Origin of the sequence: Endozoicomonas atrinae (genome assembly GCF_001647025.1) — a bacterium.
In the GTDB taxonomy this organism is placed as follows: Bacteria; Pseudomonadota; Gammaproteobacteria; order Pseudomonadales; family Endozoicomonadaceae; genus Endozoicomonas; species Endozoicomonas atrinae.
On the sequence record NZ_LUKQ02000125.1, the window covers coordinates 1 to 16564 of the forward strand.

At 46.2% G+C, this 16564-nt stretch carries 16 protein-coding genes and 1 pseudogene; 12 read left to right on the forward strand and 5 right to left on the reverse strand.

The annotated features are described in order from the left end of the window. The first annotated feature begins 114 nt into the window (after positions 1-114). The 3 genes from AK963_RS16580 (at position 115) to kduD (ending at position 3501) form a co-directional block, all read left to right on the forward strand. Positions 115-1737, forward strand: coding sequence for a DUF3604 domain-containing protein (locus tag AK963_RS16580; protein ID WP_066016559.1), 1623 nt, complete (start codon positions 115-117; stop codon positions 1735-1737). Positions 1738-1824: 87 nt separating this feature from the next. Beyond that, positions 1825-2655: a 5-dehydro-4-deoxy-D-glucuronate isomerase gene (gene kduI / locus AK963_RS16585; protein WP_066016560.1), complete on the forward strand. Its 831-nt coding sequence runs from the start codon at positions 1825-1827 to the stop codon at positions 2653-2655. Between the two features lie 87 nt (positions 2656-2742). After that, a complete protein-coding gene (kduD, locus tag AK963_RS16590) occupies positions 2743-3501 on the forward strand; it encodes a 2-dehydro-3-deoxy-D-gluconate 5-dehydrogenase KduD (RefSeq protein ID WP_066016561.1) in 759 nt (252 codons plus the stop codon). A gap of 355 nt (positions 3502-3856) precedes the next feature. Here the strand turns inward: kduD and AK963_RS16595 are convergent, their stop codons facing one another. Beyond that, on the reverse strand, positions 3857-4750 hold the full coding sequence (locus AK963_RS16595; protein ID WP_066016562.1) for a LysR family transcriptional regulator: 894 nt from the start codon (positions 4748-4750) through the stop codon (positions 3857-3859). Between the two features lie 439 nt (positions 4751-5189). Here AK963_RS16595 and AK963_RS16600 point away from each other — a divergent pair, with 439 nt between their 5' ends. From AK963_RS16600 to AK963_RS16635, 9 genes are all read left to right on the forward strand, one after another. Continuing rightward, positions 5190-7016: a solute:sodium symporter family transporter gene (locus AK963_RS16600; protein WP_066016563.1), complete on the forward strand. Its 1827-nt coding sequence runs from the start codon at positions 5190-5192 to the stop codon at positions 7014-7016. Positions 7017-7025: 9 nt separating this feature from the next. Then, positions 7026-8465 (forward strand): sulfatase, encoded by a 1440-nt coding sequence (locus tag AK963_RS16605; protein ID WP_066016564.1) that lies wholly within the window; start codon positions 7026-7028, stop codon positions 8463-8465. Positions 8466-8619: 154 nt separating this feature from the next. Further along, entirely contained in the window at positions 8620-8826 is a 207-nt protein-coding gene (locus AK963_RS35460) for a hypothetical protein (RefSeq protein WP_139117459.1), read from the forward strand. Then, positions 8768-9229, forward strand: coding sequence for a glycoside hydrolase family protein (locus tag AK963_RS16610; protein ID WP_139117460.1), 462 nt, complete (start codon positions 8768-8770; stop codon positions 9227-9229). Before AK963_RS35460 ends, AK963_RS16610 begins: the two co-directional genes overlap by 59 nt. Beyond that, a complete protein-coding gene (locus tag AK963_RS16615; protein ID WP_066016566.1) occupies positions 9201-9689 on the forward strand; it encodes a glycoside hydrolase family protein in 489 nt (162 codons plus the stop codon). Before AK963_RS16610 ends, AK963_RS16615 begins: the two co-directional genes overlap by 29 nt. 92 nt (positions 9690-9781) lie before the next feature. Further along, complete coding sequence (locus tag AK963_RS16620) at positions 9782-11854, forward strand: discoidin domain-containing protein (RefSeq protein ID WP_139117461.1); 2073 nt, start codon at positions 9782-9784, stop codon at positions 11852-11854. 69 nt (positions 11855-11923) lie between these two features. Further along, the gene (locus AK963_RS16625) at positions 11924-12859 is read left to right on the forward strand and encodes an OmpG family monomeric porin (protein WP_139117462.1); all 936 of its coding nucleotides are present in this window, start codon (positions 11924-11926) and stop codon (positions 12857-12859) included. A gap of 64 nt (positions 12860-12923) precedes the next feature. After that, positions 12924-13409: a glycoside hydrolase family protein gene (locus AK963_RS16630; RefSeq protein WP_066016569.1), complete on the forward strand. Its 486-nt coding sequence runs from the start codon at positions 12924-12926 to the stop codon at positions 13407-13409. Continuing rightward, the gene (locus AK963_RS16635) at positions 13381-13998 is read left to right on the forward strand and encodes a glycoside hydrolase family protein (RefSeq protein WP_066016570.1); all 618 of its coding nucleotides are present in this window, start codon (positions 13381-13383) and stop codon (positions 13996-13998) included. The genes AK963_RS16630 and AK963_RS16635 overlap by 29 nt, the downstream gene beginning before the upstream one ends. A 422-nt stretch (positions 13999-14420) precedes the next feature. On the opposite strand, the gene AK963_RS16640 is transcribed toward AK963_RS16635, so the two are convergent. From AK963_RS16640 to AK963_RS35465, 4 genes and pseudogenes are all read right to left on the reverse strand, one after another. After that, positions 14421-15062 (reverse strand): bifunctional 4-hydroxy-2-oxoglutarate aldolase/2-dehydro-3-deoxy-phosphogluconate aldolase, encoded by a 642-nt coding sequence (locus tag AK963_RS16640; RefSeq protein WP_066016571.1) that lies wholly within the window; start codon positions 15060-15062, stop codon positions 14421-14423. Positions 15063-15147: 85 nt separating this feature from the next. Then, positions 15148-16098, reverse strand: a complete 951-nt coding sequence (kdgK, locus tag AK963_RS16645) for a 2-dehydro-3-deoxygluconokinase (RefSeq protein WP_066016572.1) — start codon at positions 16096-16098, stop codon at positions 15148-15150. 27 nt (positions 16099-16125) lie between these two features. Next, positions 16126-16356 (reverse strand): hypothetical protein, encoded by a 231-nt coding sequence (locus tag AK963_RS16650; protein ID WP_066016573.1) that lies wholly within the window; start codon positions 16354-16356, stop codon positions 16126-16128. Between the two features lie 18 nt (positions 16357-16374). Next, positions 16375-16564: pseudogene (locus AK963_RS35465) on the reverse strand (IS630 family transposase); the annotation flags it as partial.

Sequence of the window (16564 nt, forward strand, 5' to 3'; positions counted from 1 at the left end):
GAAAATCAACATCATTAAAACCTTCGGGTAGCTGTGGTCGACGAGACATCTGTTCTAGATAATGCATGGTAATGATGCCTAAGCATAGTTGGCGGCAGCTTAAGGATTTAGAAAATGCGATTGGTATTACATATCAAACGCTGGCACGACTCATGCCGTGTTGGTGTGATTACTCTGGAAAGCGGGCTTAAGCCTGGCGAAGCGGTTAATGTTCGTTTTGGTGGTGTCGACCGCCCCTGGCTGGAAGGTGACTGCGCACCATCACGGGTAGGGCAGCTAGCCTTCTTCAAGGATGGCACGCATCTGGAATATAGGCTTGAAGTCGATCAGCAGGGAAATCGTGAATACAGGGATTACGATATTTTCCCAAGCATTAAACTGATCCCTGAAAAACTGGCCAGGCTTCAGGTAACAGCCAAAGGATATGCCTGCCCGGGAGAAGTGGTAGAGGTATCCGTTCTGCCTATGGACCGCTACGGCAACCCGCTGTTCGACTGTTCGTTAAATGAATTCAGCATTGCCCTTCATGATTTGAAAACAGGCGTACTGGTTACTCAAAGCGCTATTCATGATCAGCGGTCAACGGTACAGCTGGAGCATGGTGCTTACCGGATTACTGTTGGGAATACGAATCTGCATGTGGATGATGCGGTCATTATCTGTGAAGAAAATGCGCCATCACTGTACTGGGGGGACACTCATACTCATTCAAACCTGACCGCAAATATCCGGGATAACGATCTTGGTGCTACCCCGGAGCGTGCGTACACCTATGCTCGGGAAGTATCCAAGCTGGATTATATCTTCCTGAGCGAGCAGACATTTACTTTCAATGAAGATCGCACCGTCAACATTGATCGTGCGACCTGGAAGAAGATGGGAGATGTCTGTGATCAATTTAACGAACCAGGCAAGCTAGTAACCATGAGTGGTTTTGAGTTCCATTGCCGCCGGGGGGATACGGTGTGTCTTTTCCGTGGATCACTTAATGACTACGAGTATCCCGGTTACGAAATGGAGATTGTCCACGACGTATGGGATTTTTATAAAGGGCAGCCGGTTATCACGATTCCTCACTTGCATCGTTTCTGTAATGGCCGTAATCCAAAATATTTCGATGATCAGGATGCGAAGTTTGAAGATGGTTTCGATTTGAATAACTGGGAACCAGACAGTGATCATGAATCGATGGTTGAAGTCTATTCGGCCCAGTGGGGACGCTTTGAGTATGAAGGCAACCCGATGGTGCTCAAGGCCAGAAACAACGTAAAAAATAACACGGTGGTTGATTTTCTGAACCGTGGTAAGAAATGGGGCTTCACAGCTAACAGTGATGGACATGACGGTAACCCCGGGTATGGTGGTGTGACAGGTGTTTATGCTGACTCCCTGACCAGGGAGAGTATCTTTGATGCCGTTCAGGACCGTCAGACCATTGCCACTACCCATCCTCGTATGGTGATGGATTTCTTTATCAATGATGCTCATCTGGGTAGAACCATTGATGCCCGGAATGAGCTGAATATTCGTTTCCGTGTTGCAGCACCAAGAAAGCTCAAGCGGATCGAGATTATTCAGAATGGCGAAGTGTTCAAACGGATTGATACGGACCAGCAGTATGTTGAGCTGAATATGGCTGAATCCGTGCAAGCTGGTAATCACTATTTTTATGTCCGCTGCTTCCAGGATGATGGGCATATTGGCTGGGTATCTCCTATCTGGGTCAATGTCGCTTAATTCTGGCTTTACTACCCGGTCAGCTTTCTGACGCTGACCGGTATTCAATTGATATCAATGATTCTCAATATAAAGGAGCCCTATTTAATGGACGTTAGAGAGCCTGTGCACAGTGAACATGCCAAATCCATGGATACAACGCAGTTGCGGAAGCACTTTCTGATTGAATCCCTATTTACACCTGGCCAGGTGAATCTTACTTACTCCCATGTTGACCGGGTTATTGCCGGCGGCTGTATGCCAGGGACCGAAGCAGTGACTTTGGAAGCTGGCAAAGAAATCGGCGCTGACTTCTTTCTGGAGCGCCGTGAGCTGGGTGCGATCAATATTGGTGGCGATGGCCTGATTATTGTTGATGGCACTGAGTACCCTATTGCAGGGCGTGAGGCACTGTACGTTGGTAAAGGTGTAAAGCAGGTGAGCTTTGCCAGTCTGGATGAAGAAAATCCCGCCAAGTTTTACCTCAACAGTACACCTGCGCATACCAGCTACCCGGTCAAAAAAATCACGCTGGAAATGGCCAGTCCTCAAACGTTAGGTGATGCAGAGAACTGCAATTGTCGAACCATCTACAAATACCTGGTGCCTGATGTGGTGGAAACCTGCCAGCTGCTGATGGGAATGACCATGCTGGAACCAGGCAGTATCTGGAATACCATGCCTTGTCATACCCATGATCGCCGTATGGAGGTCTATTTCTATTTTGATATGAGTGATGAGAATGTCGTCTTTCATATGATGGGTAAACCGGATGAAACACGTCATCTGGTAGTCCGTAATGAACAGGCCGTTATCAGTCCCAGCTGGTCAATCCATTCCGGTGTTGGTAGCTCAAATTATACGTTTATCTGGGGAATGGCTGGAGAAAACCAGACCTTTTCAGATATGGACTTCATTCCAATGAGTGACATCAAGTAAGCGCATATTGCCATGGGGGGAAAGGCCCACCCATGGCAGCAATGAAAATAGCTTCCTGTTTGAAATAATTTATAAAGGGATGGAGTGATGAGTTTTTCATTTGAGTTGCGTGGCAAGGTGGCACTGGTTACCGGTGCAAACACTGGTCTGGGCCAGGGTATGGCGCTGGGATTGGCTAAGGCAGGAGCTGATATCTGTGCAGTGGGGCACATTGATGCCCCTGAAACACGTGCGTTGATCGAAGCCGAAGGTCGCCGCTTTCACTTGATTGAGGCAAATCTGCTCAGTATTGAGCCCGTTGAACGTATTGTTCAGGAAACCATCGAGGTATTTGGCCGGATTGATATTCTGGTCAATAACGCAGGCATTATCCGTCGGGAAGACTCCGTCAATTTTTCTGAGAAAGACTGGGATGAGGTGATGGATATCAATCTTAAAACCCCATTCTTTCTGAGTCAGGCTGTGGCCAAAGCATTTATCAAGCAGGGACAGGGCGGCAAGATCATTAATATTGCTTCCATGCTCTCTTTCCAGGGTGGTATTCGCGTACCGTCTTATACTTCCAGCAAAAGTGGTATTGCCGGACTGACCCGTCTACTGGCCTGTGAATGGGCATCCAAAGGAATCAACGTTAACGCTATCGCTCCGGGCTATATGGCAACGGATAACACCGCTGCCTTGCGTGCAGATGAGCAGAGAAATGCAGAGATCCTAAATCGTATTCCAGCCGCACGGTGGGGTAGTCCTGAAGATCTGGCTGGTCCAGTTGTATTCCTGGCATCTTCTGCCAGTGATTATGTCAATGGGTACACTATTGCAGTTGATGGTGGCTGGTTAGCTCGATAACTGGTTTTAATGTTGATGGAATATGGGGAGCTGACTTCAATGCAGTTCCCCGATTATAAATAAGGAGGGTTACACGGTTAAACAGCCTTGTTATGAAGCTGTAATTGACCGGTTGTTTTCTACCTGTGAGTTCTGTGCATAGAAATAGCCGAATAATTTGGTAGAGTGGTTATGCCTTCAGGCATATTTAGCTTAGGTTAACTGGCTCTTACTTCAGTGCTGCTAAGTGCTTAAACCAGAGTTCATCTTCGTTGGGGGGATTAGCTCCTAAATAAATTGGAAACATTATTGCCCAGGGTTAGCAGCCAGAGATTTTAGAGGATATTGTCACGACATTTACTAAAACATAAACACATCAACTAATGAATGTCTTATCGAGCAATTTTAAAAATTGCCGGACACCCGGCATTTGAGCGGCAAATTCAGAGTAATAAACACCACTTTGAAAACTGTGAATAGGTTTAACCAGTGGAACCTGCTTCAGGCCTTTACTGGACATCGAATTTAATAATTGATGGGGGATATACATCAGGAAATCATCTTTCTGCATCTGTGAGACAGCATTATCCAGAAAGGCGGTATGAAGGCTCACCTTTGCAGGTCTCAGCCCGTGCTCATAAAATGTCTCATTAATATGCCAGACATAATTGTCTGAGTGCTGATAAATAATCCATCGATAGCCCTGAAGCATGGAAAGCGTTACTGAAGCTTGTTGATGCAGCTTATGCTCTGGTCTGGCAACAACAACAAACTTGACTGGAATAAGTGGCTTACAGGTTAATGCCTGAAATATTTCACCTTCATAACCAATTTTACCCAGTACCAGATCCAGCTCCCCTTTTAATAACTCAGGCACAGTACTGGCAACGGTTCCCGCCTTTACCCGGACTTCAGCCTCAGGATTCAAGTCATAAAACTGATCCAGCAGTGAAGAAATATGAACTTCTGCCCACAGATTATCCGAGCCAATCCTCAGGCTGATGTTCTGCCCGGATTTCAGTGCATTAATTTCTTTCAGGGCAAACTGATACTCCATATCCATTCGGTTGACCCTGTTGAGGAAAACACTGCCTGATGGCGTTAATTCCATTCCCCTTGGCAAACGCTTGAAGAGTTCAATGCCCAGCTGTTCCTCAATCTTTTTAATACTTCGGGTCAACGCTGGTTGAGAAATGTGCAACTCATCACAGGCCAGAGTAATATTTTGATGTTTAGCGACCACTTGAAAGTGATAAAGCTGTTTATCCATCCCTGCTTTCCAGTTCCCAAATCGAACAAATAAACGACAGTTATATTATAGGTTAGCATATCGTTCTAAATGGAGTTCCCTGTTTAGATCAACGCTTGATGACATTTTTAAAACAGTTAAGCCGCTAGGGGGCGTTGCTTTTTATTGATTGGCGTCAAAAGTTTAAATGACAACTTTTGTGCATGTTGTGACGATTAAATCAAACACCGATCACCTTTAAAAACATCAGACACTAGATAATATAAGGCCCGGAGGAGATATTCTTCCGGACTACCCAGAAGAACCGTTACCAAACCATAAAAAAAAGGTATGGCTTCACGTCTTTTACGCATTTCTCCCCTCTCTGATCATCGGATACTTTCCTCCCGGCTCATGACACAAACGAACAACAAGCTCACAGACTCAAGCGATTTCCAACAGACAGAAGGCTTTTTGATTTATGTTTGCCGTAATTACATGCATAGGCTTCATGGCCTTTGTGGCCTGGTACTCCTGGTATAAGACCAAAGGCACCATCGACTCTGCTGATGGTTATTTTCTCGCTGGCAATGGCCTCAGCAGTGTCTTTATAGCAGGGTCGTTGCTGCTTACCAATATCTCGACTGAACAGCTTATTGGCCAGAATGGCATCGTCTATTTTGGCAACCTGACCGCCCTGGCCTGGGAAGTGTGGGCTGTTCGAGGCATCATTCTTCTGGCCTGTCTTTTCCTGCCCATGTACCTCGGTGGCGCTTTCGCTACCATGCCTGCTTTCCTGAGGTCCCGCTACGGAGAAGGTACCCGCCGTCTGGTGGTTGGTCTGCTGATGTTCGGTTATATCTTTGTATGGTCTCCCACCATTCTTTACGGTGGCTCCCTTGCTCTGATGAAGCTGCTGGATATTCGAGCCATGACAGGCCTGAGCCAGGTTGAAGCGTTGTGGCTGGTCACCTGGGTAGTGGGCATTATTGGTGCGGTTTACGCCATTACCGGTGGACTTCGGGCTGTTGCTATTTCCGATACGTTAAATGGTGTTGCCCTGCTGGTCGTTGGCTGTTTGATTCCAATCTATGGTTTGATCGCCCTGGGTGACAAGTTGGATGGCGGCATCAGTGATGCGCTCTATCACATGGCCACCACCCATACCCAAAAACTGAACGCCATCGGTGGCAGCAGTGATGTAGATGTTATTCCTTTCTCCGCCATCTTTACTGGCCTGATGGTGACGGCAACCTTCTACTGGGGAACCAACCAGTTCGTTATTCAGCGTGCACTTGGCGCAGCAAGCCTTAAGGAAGGACAGCGCGGACTGTTGATGGCAGGCTTTTTCAAAATGCTGGTGCCCTTCATGGCGATGCTGCCGGGCCTGATTGCGTTCCATTTATTTGGTCCAGGTCTGGAGCCAAGGGATCTGGCGTATCCGGAGCTGGTGGCTAAAACCTTACCATCCCCTCTGCTGGGCCTGTTTGTTGCTGTACTGCTGGGCGCTGTATTCTCAACCTACAATTCGCTGTTGAACTCAGCAGCGACGATGTTTGCCCTGGATATCTATAAACCTTTTGTGAATCCGGATGCCGACGACAGTAGACTGATTTATGTTTCCAAGGTCTTTGCCATTATCTGTGCAATTGCCGCCCTTTTTGCCGCACCGGCTCTGTTATACGCTCCTGAAGGTTTATTTGTCTTCCTGCAACAGTTTACCGGCTTTATTGCGGTACCGATTGTAACGCTGGTGATGATGGGCTTATTCGCCAAGAGACTGGCCATTCCCCCCCGAGCAGCACAGTTTATTATTGTTTTCCACGTCATTACCTATTACCTGATGGTATGGGGTCTTGAGCAGACACTGGGTATTAAAATGCCGATCCACTGGATGCATGTGTTTGCCCTGCTGTTTGTCGTTGAAGTTGCCATTCTGGTGATTTGGGCACTGGTCAAACCCTGCAAGAATACCTTCACCCATGTCCATGCTCCCAAGGTTGCCATGGTTCCCTGGCGCTATGCCATGCTGACCAGCAGTATCCTGCTGACCATTGCCATCATGATGTATGTGGTGTTCTCCAATGTGGGTCTTGCTTATGCCGATGGAGTTGTCTCTCCGGAGTTCTGGACTTACTTCCTGAGCATCGGTGGATGCTGCGCCGCTGTCTGCTTCTGGTCTCATACCAAACTCCAGCCTGCTTATGAGCGCTACACCCTCAAGCACTTTGGCAGTGAGGCAGACAAACAGGCCTACGCACAGCAGCAGGAACAAAACACTTCCTTTACTCCGGTTAGATCAAGCTAAGGACTGACAATGATTAATCAACCCAATCCTGCAAACACCTCCAGACCAAATATCCTCTTCATTCTGCTGGATGACTTTGGCTGGCGAGATCTGGGCTGTTATGGCAGTGATTTTTATGAAACGCCACGTCTTGACCGACTGGCTCAGGAAGGCATGCGTTTCAGTAATGCTTACGCGGCCTGCCCTGTGTGCTCACCCACACGGGCCAGTATTCTAACAGGTCAGTATCCTGCCAGAATTGGTATGACCCAATGGTTGGGTGGCTACTCAGAAGGGAAACTGGCGAATGTTCCCTATATTGACCACCTGTCGCCAGGTTACACAACCATTGCCAGTGCATTGCGTGGTAATGGCTATGACACCTGGCATGTGGGCAAGTGGCATCTGAGCAAACACGGTGATGACCGTTTCGACAGCTTTCCTGAAAAACTGGGTTTCGACGTTAATATCGGCGGCTGTGAATGGGGCCATCCAAAAAATGGATTCTTTGCCCCTTATGGTCTGGAAACGCTGGAAGAAGGGCCTGATGGTGAATACCTGACCGACCGGATTACCGATGAAGCCATTTCATTGATTGAGCAACATGGTGACAAGCCCTGGTTTATGCACCTTTCGCATTATGCTGTACATACGCCCATTGAATGCCATGAAGAGCTGGTTCAGAAATATCGTGATAAAGCACAGATGCTGGGCCGGGATCAAACATCACCTTTCATTGAAGGCGATCATTTCTCCTGCTATCACAAAAAGGATGAAAAAATCCTGAGACGTATTGTTCAGAGTGATCCAGCCTACGCCGCAATGGTTGAAAACGTCGACTGGAATATTGGTCGCGTATTGGACACACTGGAAGCCACTGGCCAGAAAGACAACACCATTGTTGTTTTCTTCAGTGACAACGGCGGACTGGCAACATCAGAAGGCTCCCCAACCTGTAATAGTCCATTGGCGGAAGGTAAAGGGTGGATGTATGAGGCCGGAACCCGTGAGCCATTGATTGTTCGCTGGCCAGAGAAGGTAAAATCGAACACGATCAGCCATGAAATCATGACCAGCACGGATTTCTTCCCGACCTTTCTGGAAGCAGCGGGCATCGAATTGATGCCGGAACACCATCAGGATGGTAAAAGCATTCTACCGGTATTAACTGGCGGCCAGTCCTTTGAACGAGGCGCTATTTTCTGGCATTACCCTCATTACAGTAATCAAGGCGGGCTACCTGGTTGTTCCGTTCGAGAAGGTGACTGGAAACTTATTGAGTTTTTCGAAGATGAACATCTAGAACTTTATAATCTGAGGGAAGACATTTCAGAAGAAAATAATGTGTCGGATAAGTATCCAGAAAAAACCAAAGCGCTTTATAAGCAATTACAGGAATGGAAAGAGAGCGTTAAAGCACGCATACCTGAGCCTAACCTGAATTATAAAGAACAATTTGGTGTGCAATAAACTCGAACATAATTCATTAAATTTTTAATTACACGTTATCAGCCAATCAATTAATACCCGCCATTACTTTTCTGAAGGTAATCGGGAATGTGTGCCTTGATAAAAGGTAATCACCGTTAGTTATTGGCTGGTCATCAGGTGCTGCGTGATAGCAATGAGCAATCAGATACTCAAAAAGACCATCATAAGTATGGCCGGTTTATTCCTTGCGTCTTCAGGCGTACTCGCCAATATAACGCCGATTCAATCAGGAGAGGACTGGCTGGATACCAACGGGAACCTGATCGAAGCCCATGGTGGCCATGTTTTCCAGACAGAAGGAAAGTTTTACTGGATCGGTCGGTCAGGACAGGACCCATAACGACAACACCTTCAGAGCTTTAAAATGTTATTCATCCGATGATTTAACCCAGTGGACGCTGGAGAATGACAGCCTGACTCCCGCAAAAAATAAAGAACTTCCTGAAGAAGTCATTATTGCCCGCCCCAAAGTGGTCTACAACGAGCTGACCAAGAGCTATGTAATGTGGTTTAAATACCGCCACCCAAACGGTATTGATCCAAACATGAGAGCGGGTGTTGCCAGCAGTTCTACCCCCTGTGGTGATTATAAAGTAGAGGATGTTTTCTTCCCCACCGTGGATAACGTGTCCCATTATGCTGGTGATACAGCGATGCTGGTAGATGACGACGGAACCGGTTATTACGTTATTTCATCCATCGGCGAGCTGAAAGATGGGTACGTTGGTCAATGGTTCCCGTGATCGTCGTATGAAAGTCTTTAAACTGACCCCCGATTTTCGCAATGTTGCCGAACTGCTGTATGACTTTCCATTAGAGACAGACCGCAAAGCCCGTCGAGAAGGACCCGCTCTGGCAAAAATTGATGGAAAGTACGTCATGCTGACATCCGGTACCCAGTCCTGGAAGCCAAATCAGCAAAAATACTCGACGGCAACCTCCATGGCAGGCCCCTGGAGTGAGTGGAAAGATATTGGCCCGGCATCAGGCTTTACCTCTCAGACGGCCTATATCATTCCAGTCTACGGCAGTGAACAAACCACCTATATCTACGGTGCAGACCGCCATGTGGGTAAAAAGCTGATTGACTCCCGCTATGTCTGGCTGCCCATAGAAATTAAGGGTAATCAACTGGATATGAAGTGGTATGACGGCTGGAGCATTGATACTAAAACAGGAGTATGGCAAGCCAGCTCCAGATAATGCGTAACGAGCTCTCCTTTTTCTCATAGCACTGAGAGAGCTCGCTTATTTAAAAACTAACTGATTCACTTAAAAAGATACAGGACATCAATGTGAAGTCTTATCGCAGAAATCTGTGCTTAATTATTTGTATTATGCTGTCAGCATTTCACAGTCAGGTATCAATCGCACGGGTAGAAAATAACGGTAAGACACTCAACCAGGTGACTGATTTTAATAAAACCACTCAGATAAAAGGTACCTGGTACGGGTTAAAACTTCATGAAACCCCATCCGGTGTTTTTGATAAGTTTACGATTTCTACCTCTACCGATAATAAAACCACATGGTCCACGCCAACGGTCGTATTAAGCAATGAAGATCTTGCCAATAAAGGTGCAGATCAACATGAAGACTATACGCGCTCAAAACTCGCCGCTGTAAAATGGCTGATGTGTCCGACAACAGGCAACCTGTCCATCTGGGCCAAACGGCACGGTATTGATTCGAACAATAAAATCATTCCCCGTAAAGAACTGCTGCGCGCCGCCGTACTGGGCAATGGCAAGACACCGGCGGATCGCTACACCGACTCCATTATCATTGACTTGCCTTATGGCAATGTATCCGGTGACCTGGGAGAAATTGTTGAAGATGGCAAGCTGTATCTCGCATCGGCGGACACTCAGCTGGGCGTTGTTCATATTCTTGAATTAAACGATGAATGCAGCGACATCAAACCCAATGGTCCACTGTTGTCTCTGCAATGGTTCAATGATGACAACAGTATTGATCACCGGGAAGCGCCAGCCATTTTCCGTGAAAACGGTTACCTCTTTATGATGACTTCCGGTAAAACCGGCTGGCGTCCCAATCAGCATAAATACACATACGCCCCTTCCGTCAAAGGGCCGTGGACGGATCACCTGATACCTATCGGTGACAGTACCGCTTACCACTCTCAGGTTTTCGGTGTAAAACGAATTCATTCATCGAATGGTTCCGGGCACAGTTCATTACTGTTTTCAGGTACCCGTAATGCAGCCACCTGGAATGGAAAAGACAACCGCAATATCTGGATGCCACTGTATTTTAATACCGATACGAATATTGCCACTAACTATTACGATCGCATCACCCTTGATGAAGAAAAAGGCACCGTTACCGGCTATCAGCTGGATCACGGCACTCAATTATCAATAAAAAATACGGTTCTACAGGGCTTTCAGGATGATGTTACTGCACTGACGGATAATGACTTATCAACCTTCTGGTATAACAACAACCATTCCGATAAAAAGACCCTGACGTTTGACCTGGGAGAAGCACAACGGATCAAGGCCATTAAGCTAAAACAATTTGATCAGTACAATAATAAGGTGGACGTCAGTCTGTGCACTCCCCGGTTAAAGGTTGAAGTGGGTAATGGGCAGACATTCACTCCCGTTTTTGAAGACATTGTCGGCTCCATCAACTGGCTTCAGACCATCAACCTACCTGAAACACACGGCCAATATCTAAGACTGTCACTTATCGAGAACCACAAAGGGAATAGCAGCGGCACGACCAATGACTTTGGCTTTTACGAGGTTGAAATCTGGGGAAACAAGTACAGTCCATCACCTCAACTCCATGCAGGCTTTGATACGCCTGAAACCGGAGCACTTCCTCAAGGCTGGGAGGTTATTCGCTCATCAGGGACATCCGCTTCGGTCATTAAGGCCAATATTGGCGGCGCTCTTCAACTTCAAGATAACAATAATAACGGTCGTGTCGTAGCCAGCCACACATTGACACCACAAAAAGGCGCACGGGTTGAAGCAACACTCCGATTTAAATACAACACGTCAGGCAGCGGAGATTATATTCGACTGATGTCGGGTAAAAAAATGCTGATCAATATTGTTAATTCAGTGAAGCATCGAAAGCTTGCTATTACCGACAACCGATTTAATGAAACAGCCATCGCCTCTATCAACAATAACACGTGGTACAGGCTTCGGCTGGTGATGAATACCGATGCTAATACCTACGATATTTTTCTGAATGATCGCCTTATATGGGGAGGCGCTCACTTTGCAGAGGCAGCCAGCTTTATAGACAACATTCGAATCGGTACGGCGACCAAAGAGTCAGGAAGCGTCGCCGTTTACGATGACATCACGATCCATGGACCAATTCAGTGACACCATTCTGACAACCAGATCAGATATTCATTAATAGTAGCCTTTTTTATTTTAATAGGGGGAGGCGGTATGACTGCCATTAATCTATCCGGGATTAAAAGATACACATCCAGCAGCCTTATCTTAATGGCCCTATCAACCAGTGCGTTGGCGGGTAATGTTCAGATAGGTACGGAATTCAGGGACTTTAATGAACCCTACAAAAGCGACAGCTACCAGATGCCCTATGTATCATTCAATCTGAATCCAATAGAAGGGTCACCTCTACAGGTCATCGCCAAGATTGACTACCGTCATATGGATCTGCCAGAGCAACGAAGCTGGAATAATCGCTCACGTCAGACGTTAGCCGTGGGCTATCAATGGACTTTGGGTCAATTTACCTGGGCACCAAAAGTGGGTTTTCGGCACCAGATTTATGAAGGCAATACGCGCTCTATGGAGTATCGCTTCTACCCGGGCCTTCGATATAATTTCAGCAAAAGTACTTCAATTAATCTCGCAGGGTGGATGGCGCCCACAAGGAGCCATGGACGATTCCGTGATGATGGCGTCGATAAAAAACTACGAACCAGTTACGATGATTATACCCATGAGCTTGAATTGAAACTGGGCCACTCTCTTTCATCCAGTCAACGGGTTACGGTTTCTTTATATCATGAGATGTTTAGTAAGGAATATGAGAGCCGTGCCTTCAGCAATAAAGAAAGTGATTCCTTACAGCTGCGTCTCTACTATCGCCATCGATTGAATGATTTAACATTGGAACCCTATACCCGTATTGATTTAACCCAGAATCAAACCGACGGTGTCGGTAATGAAAGAAATCAGAAACGAAACCGTTACGGTATGCTGGCCACCTATAAACTGAGCAAACAACTGTCCATCCTGCCTGAAATCTATATGGAAGAAGCCGACGTCAAAACCTGGAATAACGAAGATGCGACCAATCCGGAAAAGTACTACATGTATTATGGATTGAGTTTCCGTTATTCCTTCAAATAACCACTCTATAAAACCCTGATAAAGTCAGGGTTTCCATTTATGGTAAAACGAGTTGAGTGTTCTTATGTCAGGTAAGAAATATCTTTTCAGGGTTGCATCTGCTGTTGTTTTTGGTTTGCTGACATCATCAGCTATCGCGGATCTGAAACCCATCGAATCAGGCAAAGACTGGCTTGATACCAACGGGAAACTGATTAATGCCCATGGTGGCACCCTGTTTCAAGCTGAAGAAACATATTACTGGATTGGCCAGGATCGAACCCAAAACAGCAACCTGTTTAATGCCCTTAATTGCTACTCATCCAATGACCTCACTACCTGGACATTTGAAAATCAGGTAATGACCAGTAAAAGAAATACTGAGCTGCCTTCCGATGTCATTATTGCCCGGCCAAAAGTTATTTATAACCCGTTAACCGACAGTTTTGTTATGTGGTTCAAGTACCGCAGACCCGGAGGCATTGAGCCCAATATGAGAGCCGGTGTTGCCAGCAGTGAAACTCCTTGTGGTGACTATCACGTTGAATCTGTTTTTTTTTCCAACCGCTGACAGAGTTGCTCACTATGCTGGAGATAATGCCCTCTATGCTGACGAAAATGGCAAGGGGTACTACGTTCTCTCTTCTATTGGCGAGTTGAAAGATGGCGAGATGGGCGCACTGACTGAAGGTCAGATCATGCGTCGTCTGAAAATTTTTGAAATGACACCGGATTTTAGAAATATCCAAAAACTGGTCTACGACTTCCCTGTTGAAACAGTGCACAAAGAACAGAGAGAAGCACCCGGTATTGTTAAAATGGGTGATACCTATGTCCTGTTTTCCTCGGGCACCATGGCTTGGAGGCCTAACCAGCAAAAATATTCAACAGCACCAGCGATGACAGGTCCCTGGAGTCCCTGGAAAAATATTGGGGATGAAACAGCCTATGGCTCTCAAACCGCCTTTATTATTCCCGTCGTAGGCAATCAGCAAACGACCTATATTTATGCGGCCGATCGCCATGAAGCAGATAATTTAATTGATTCACGGTATGTATGGTTGCCCATACAGAAAGACAAGAATGGTGAGCTAAGACTGCAGTGGATTGATCAGTGGACAATGGATACCGAAACGGGAGAGTGGTTAATCACACGGTAACCTTTTGGGTCTGTTGATATTTCGTTTAACCCCAACAGGCCCTGATAACTTGCGTAAGTAACTAAAAATATGAAATCATATTTTCTGAGTAAGTGATCAGTCACTGTTCGGAGTTACAATTCTGGTCACATAGCTACGGCTATGCTCCCGTCGTTATGCCTTGCATAGTAACCATACACAGCAAGGCGCACGTTTCATCGGACGCATGAAATCGAATGCCGTTTATCCGGCCATTGAAAACAGGCAAACCACTGCCGGGCAAATTCCGATTCTGTAAGACCTGGTTATTCGTCTCACCTCGGTTAAAGCACAGAAAGATTACCCATCCGACCTTTGATCTATCCGGTTAGATGTTTTTATTTATCGACTCTTGGTGGTTAAGCGAGTTGCTAACCACCATTTTTCTATAATGAACTATTGAATTATTTGTTGATCAGGTTATTCAGAAACTGGCGCGTATTTCTTATCTTGTCCTCAATTTTGTCCCATTGATACTGATTTAATTCCTCTGTAGTCGCCAGCCAGGTGCCACCACAGGCAATGACCTGGGGGATATCCAAATAGTCAGACAGGTTACCCAGGTTGATTCCCCCGGTTGGAATAAACCGGATATCTCGATAGGGGGCTGTCAGAGATTTAACCATGGCTACACCACCTGACGCTTCTGCCGGGAAAAATTTCAGCACGGTTGCGCCTTGTTGCATCGCCTGCTCAATATCGCTTGGCGAATTGATTCCAGGGATCATAAAGATACTGGAATCACAGGCATAATTGAACGTAACTGGGTTAAAACCAGGGCTGATAATGAAATCTGTGCCCGCTTGGTCTGCAGCATTTACCTGTTCTGGTGTTAATACCGTGCCCGCTGATAATACACTTTGTGGATACTCTTTTTTAATACGACGAATCGCTTCCAGAGCAATATCACTTCTAAGGGTAATTTCCATGATTGAAAAACCATGGTTAATCAAAATTTCTGCCAGAGGAAGGGCGCAATCCAGATTTTCAATTTGAATAACCGGGAGAACCCTTTGCTGTTGTAATTGATCCAATATAGTGATCATTTTTTCTCTACTACTTTATGAATAGAACACGCAGCTTTAAACAATGTCTTCAGCAACAAAAGTGCCGAGATAGACCGTCGTAAGATTAGTTTTCAAGTGTTGGCATAAATGCTTTGGGAATAATCGCGCCACGGTGCTGTATCACAATGGATGCCAGCTTATGACCATCGGCAGCGGCTGATGCTGGCGCTTTACCCGCAACTCTTGCTGCCAGATAGCCTGCAGCAAAAGAGTCTCCAGCTGCTGTGGTATCAACCACTTTTGCTATTGGTTGTGAAGGAACTTCAATCACCTGCTCGCCTGATACGCCTACCAGACAGCTTTGACTACCACGTTTCAAAACAACTTCCCGGACTCCTTGATGCTGACAACGTTCAATAATGTTCTGGCATTCCATATGACCATATAACTCCTGGTCATCATCAACGGTAAGCAGTGCAACATCGGTTATCTGCATCATCTGGTCATACCAGGCTCTTGCTTCTTCCCTTGAGTGCCAGAGAGCAGGGCGGTAATTGTTATCAAAAATAATGGTTTTTCCCTGGTTATGCATTTTGCTGAGGAAGGTCAGTAACCGATCTTTAGCGTCATTCGATAAGATGGCCAGGCTGATACCTGACAGGTAGAACGCATCCATCTCCGACATGCGTTCAAGCACTCTGTCTGTATCGGAACTGTCCATCCAGTATCTGGCTGCCGAGTCCCCTCGCCAGTATGAAAAACTGCGCTCTCCCTGTTCGTTAGTACTGATCATATACAGGCCCGGGTTTTTTCCGGGTATTTTAGCAATGGTTTCTGTATTGATGTTTTCTTCAGTCAACACGGCTCTGATGGTGTGACTGTGCGTATCGAGACCCAGTCCAGTCGTATATGAGACGGACAGTTTATTGTTGTGAAGATAGCGCCTGAAGTAGACGGCGGTATTGTAGGTATCTCCGGCTATATCCAGGTGATACGCATTATTTTTTTTGGACAGCTCCAGCATAGGTTCGCCAATAAAAGCTATTTGCTGCCACTTGATTTCGCTATGAGACATTATTCGGCCACTTTGTTAAAAATGCATTTAAGCCATTAATTCCTTAAGCTCGAATAATCCCTGTTTTCTATAGGGTTCTGCGAGCACATGCCGTCCATGACTGCCTATGCCACTGCCTAAATGCAGAGCATGGTCAAGAGCCCCCTGATAGGCTAATCCGATTTCATAATCACTCTTATCTTTTGCTGAAGTCCCAAGAAGAGCGATTTGATTTTGTTCATCCAGCAGTGTTTTTGCATACTGTCCTGAAAAGGTCATACCAATTGAATTTTCTAACTACTGTATAACTGCCCAATCACGGGAGCACAGACTGAACAGTCGACCAGCTTCGCTGCAAAGGTTATTCCAAGCTTCACAGCAACAATCTACAATATTTTCATAACCTGAAAATGCTTTGTTTGATAAGTCATGCTCCCGCATCCACTCCCATAGCCTTTCTGAGCTGTTTAACTCCGGTGCGAATGGT

Bases quoted from the DNA above. Each gene is read 5' to 3' on its own strand.
- AK963_RS16580 (WP_066016559.1), top strand. From the start codon at position 115: ATGCGATTGGTATTACATATCAAACGCTGGCACGACTCATGCCGTGTT.
- AK963_RS16640 (WP_066016571.1), bottom strand. From the start codon at position 15,062: ATGATCACTATATTGGATCAATTACAACAGCAAAGGGTTCTCCCGGTT.
- kduD (WP_066016561.1), top strand. From the start codon at position 2,743: ATGAGTTTTTCATTTGAGTTGCGTGGCAAGGTGGCACTGGTTACCGGT.
- kdgK (WP_066016572.1), bottom strand. From the start codon at position 16,098: ATGTCTCATAGCGAAATCAAGTGGCAGCAAATAGCTTTTATTGGCGAA.
- AK963_RS16615 (WP_066016566.1), top strand. From the start codon at position 9,201: ATGGGTACGTTGGTCAATGGTTCCCGTGATCGTCGTATGAAAGTCTTT.
- AK963_RS16650 (WP_066016573.1), bottom strand. From the start codon at position 16,356: ATGACCTTTTCAGGACAGTATGCAAAAACACTGCTGGATGAACAAAAT.
- AK963_RS16630 (WP_066016569.1), top strand. From the start codon at position 12,924: ATGTCAGGTAAGAAATATCTTTTCAGGGTTGCATCTGCTGTTGTTTTT.
- AK963_RS16625 (WP_139117462.1), top strand. From the start codon at position 11,924: ATGACTGCCATTAATCTATCCGGGATTAAAAGATACACATCCAGCAGC.
- AK963_RS16605 (WP_066016564.1), top strand. From the start codon at position 7,026: ATGATTAATCAACCCAATCCTGCAAACACCTCCAGACCAAATATCCTC.
- AK963_RS16610 (WP_139117460.1), top strand. From the start codon at position 8,768: ATGTTTTCCAGACAGAAGGAAAGTTTTACTGGATCGGTCGGTCAGGAC.
- kduI (WP_066016560.1), top strand. From the start codon at position 1,825: ATGGACGTTAGAGAGCCTGTGCACAGTGAACATGCCAAATCCATGGAT.
- AK963_RS35460 (WP_139117459.1), top strand. From the start codon at position 8,620: ATGAGCAATCAGATACTCAAAAAGACCATCATAAGTATGGCCGGTTTA.
- AK963_RS16595 (WP_066016562.1), bottom strand. From the start codon at position 4,750: ATGGATAAACAGCTTTATCACTTTCAAGTGGTCGCTAAACATCAAAAT.
- AK963_RS16600 (WP_066016563.1), top strand. From the start codon at position 5,190: ATGTTTGCCGTAATTACATGCATAGGCTTCATGGCCTTTGTGGCCTGG.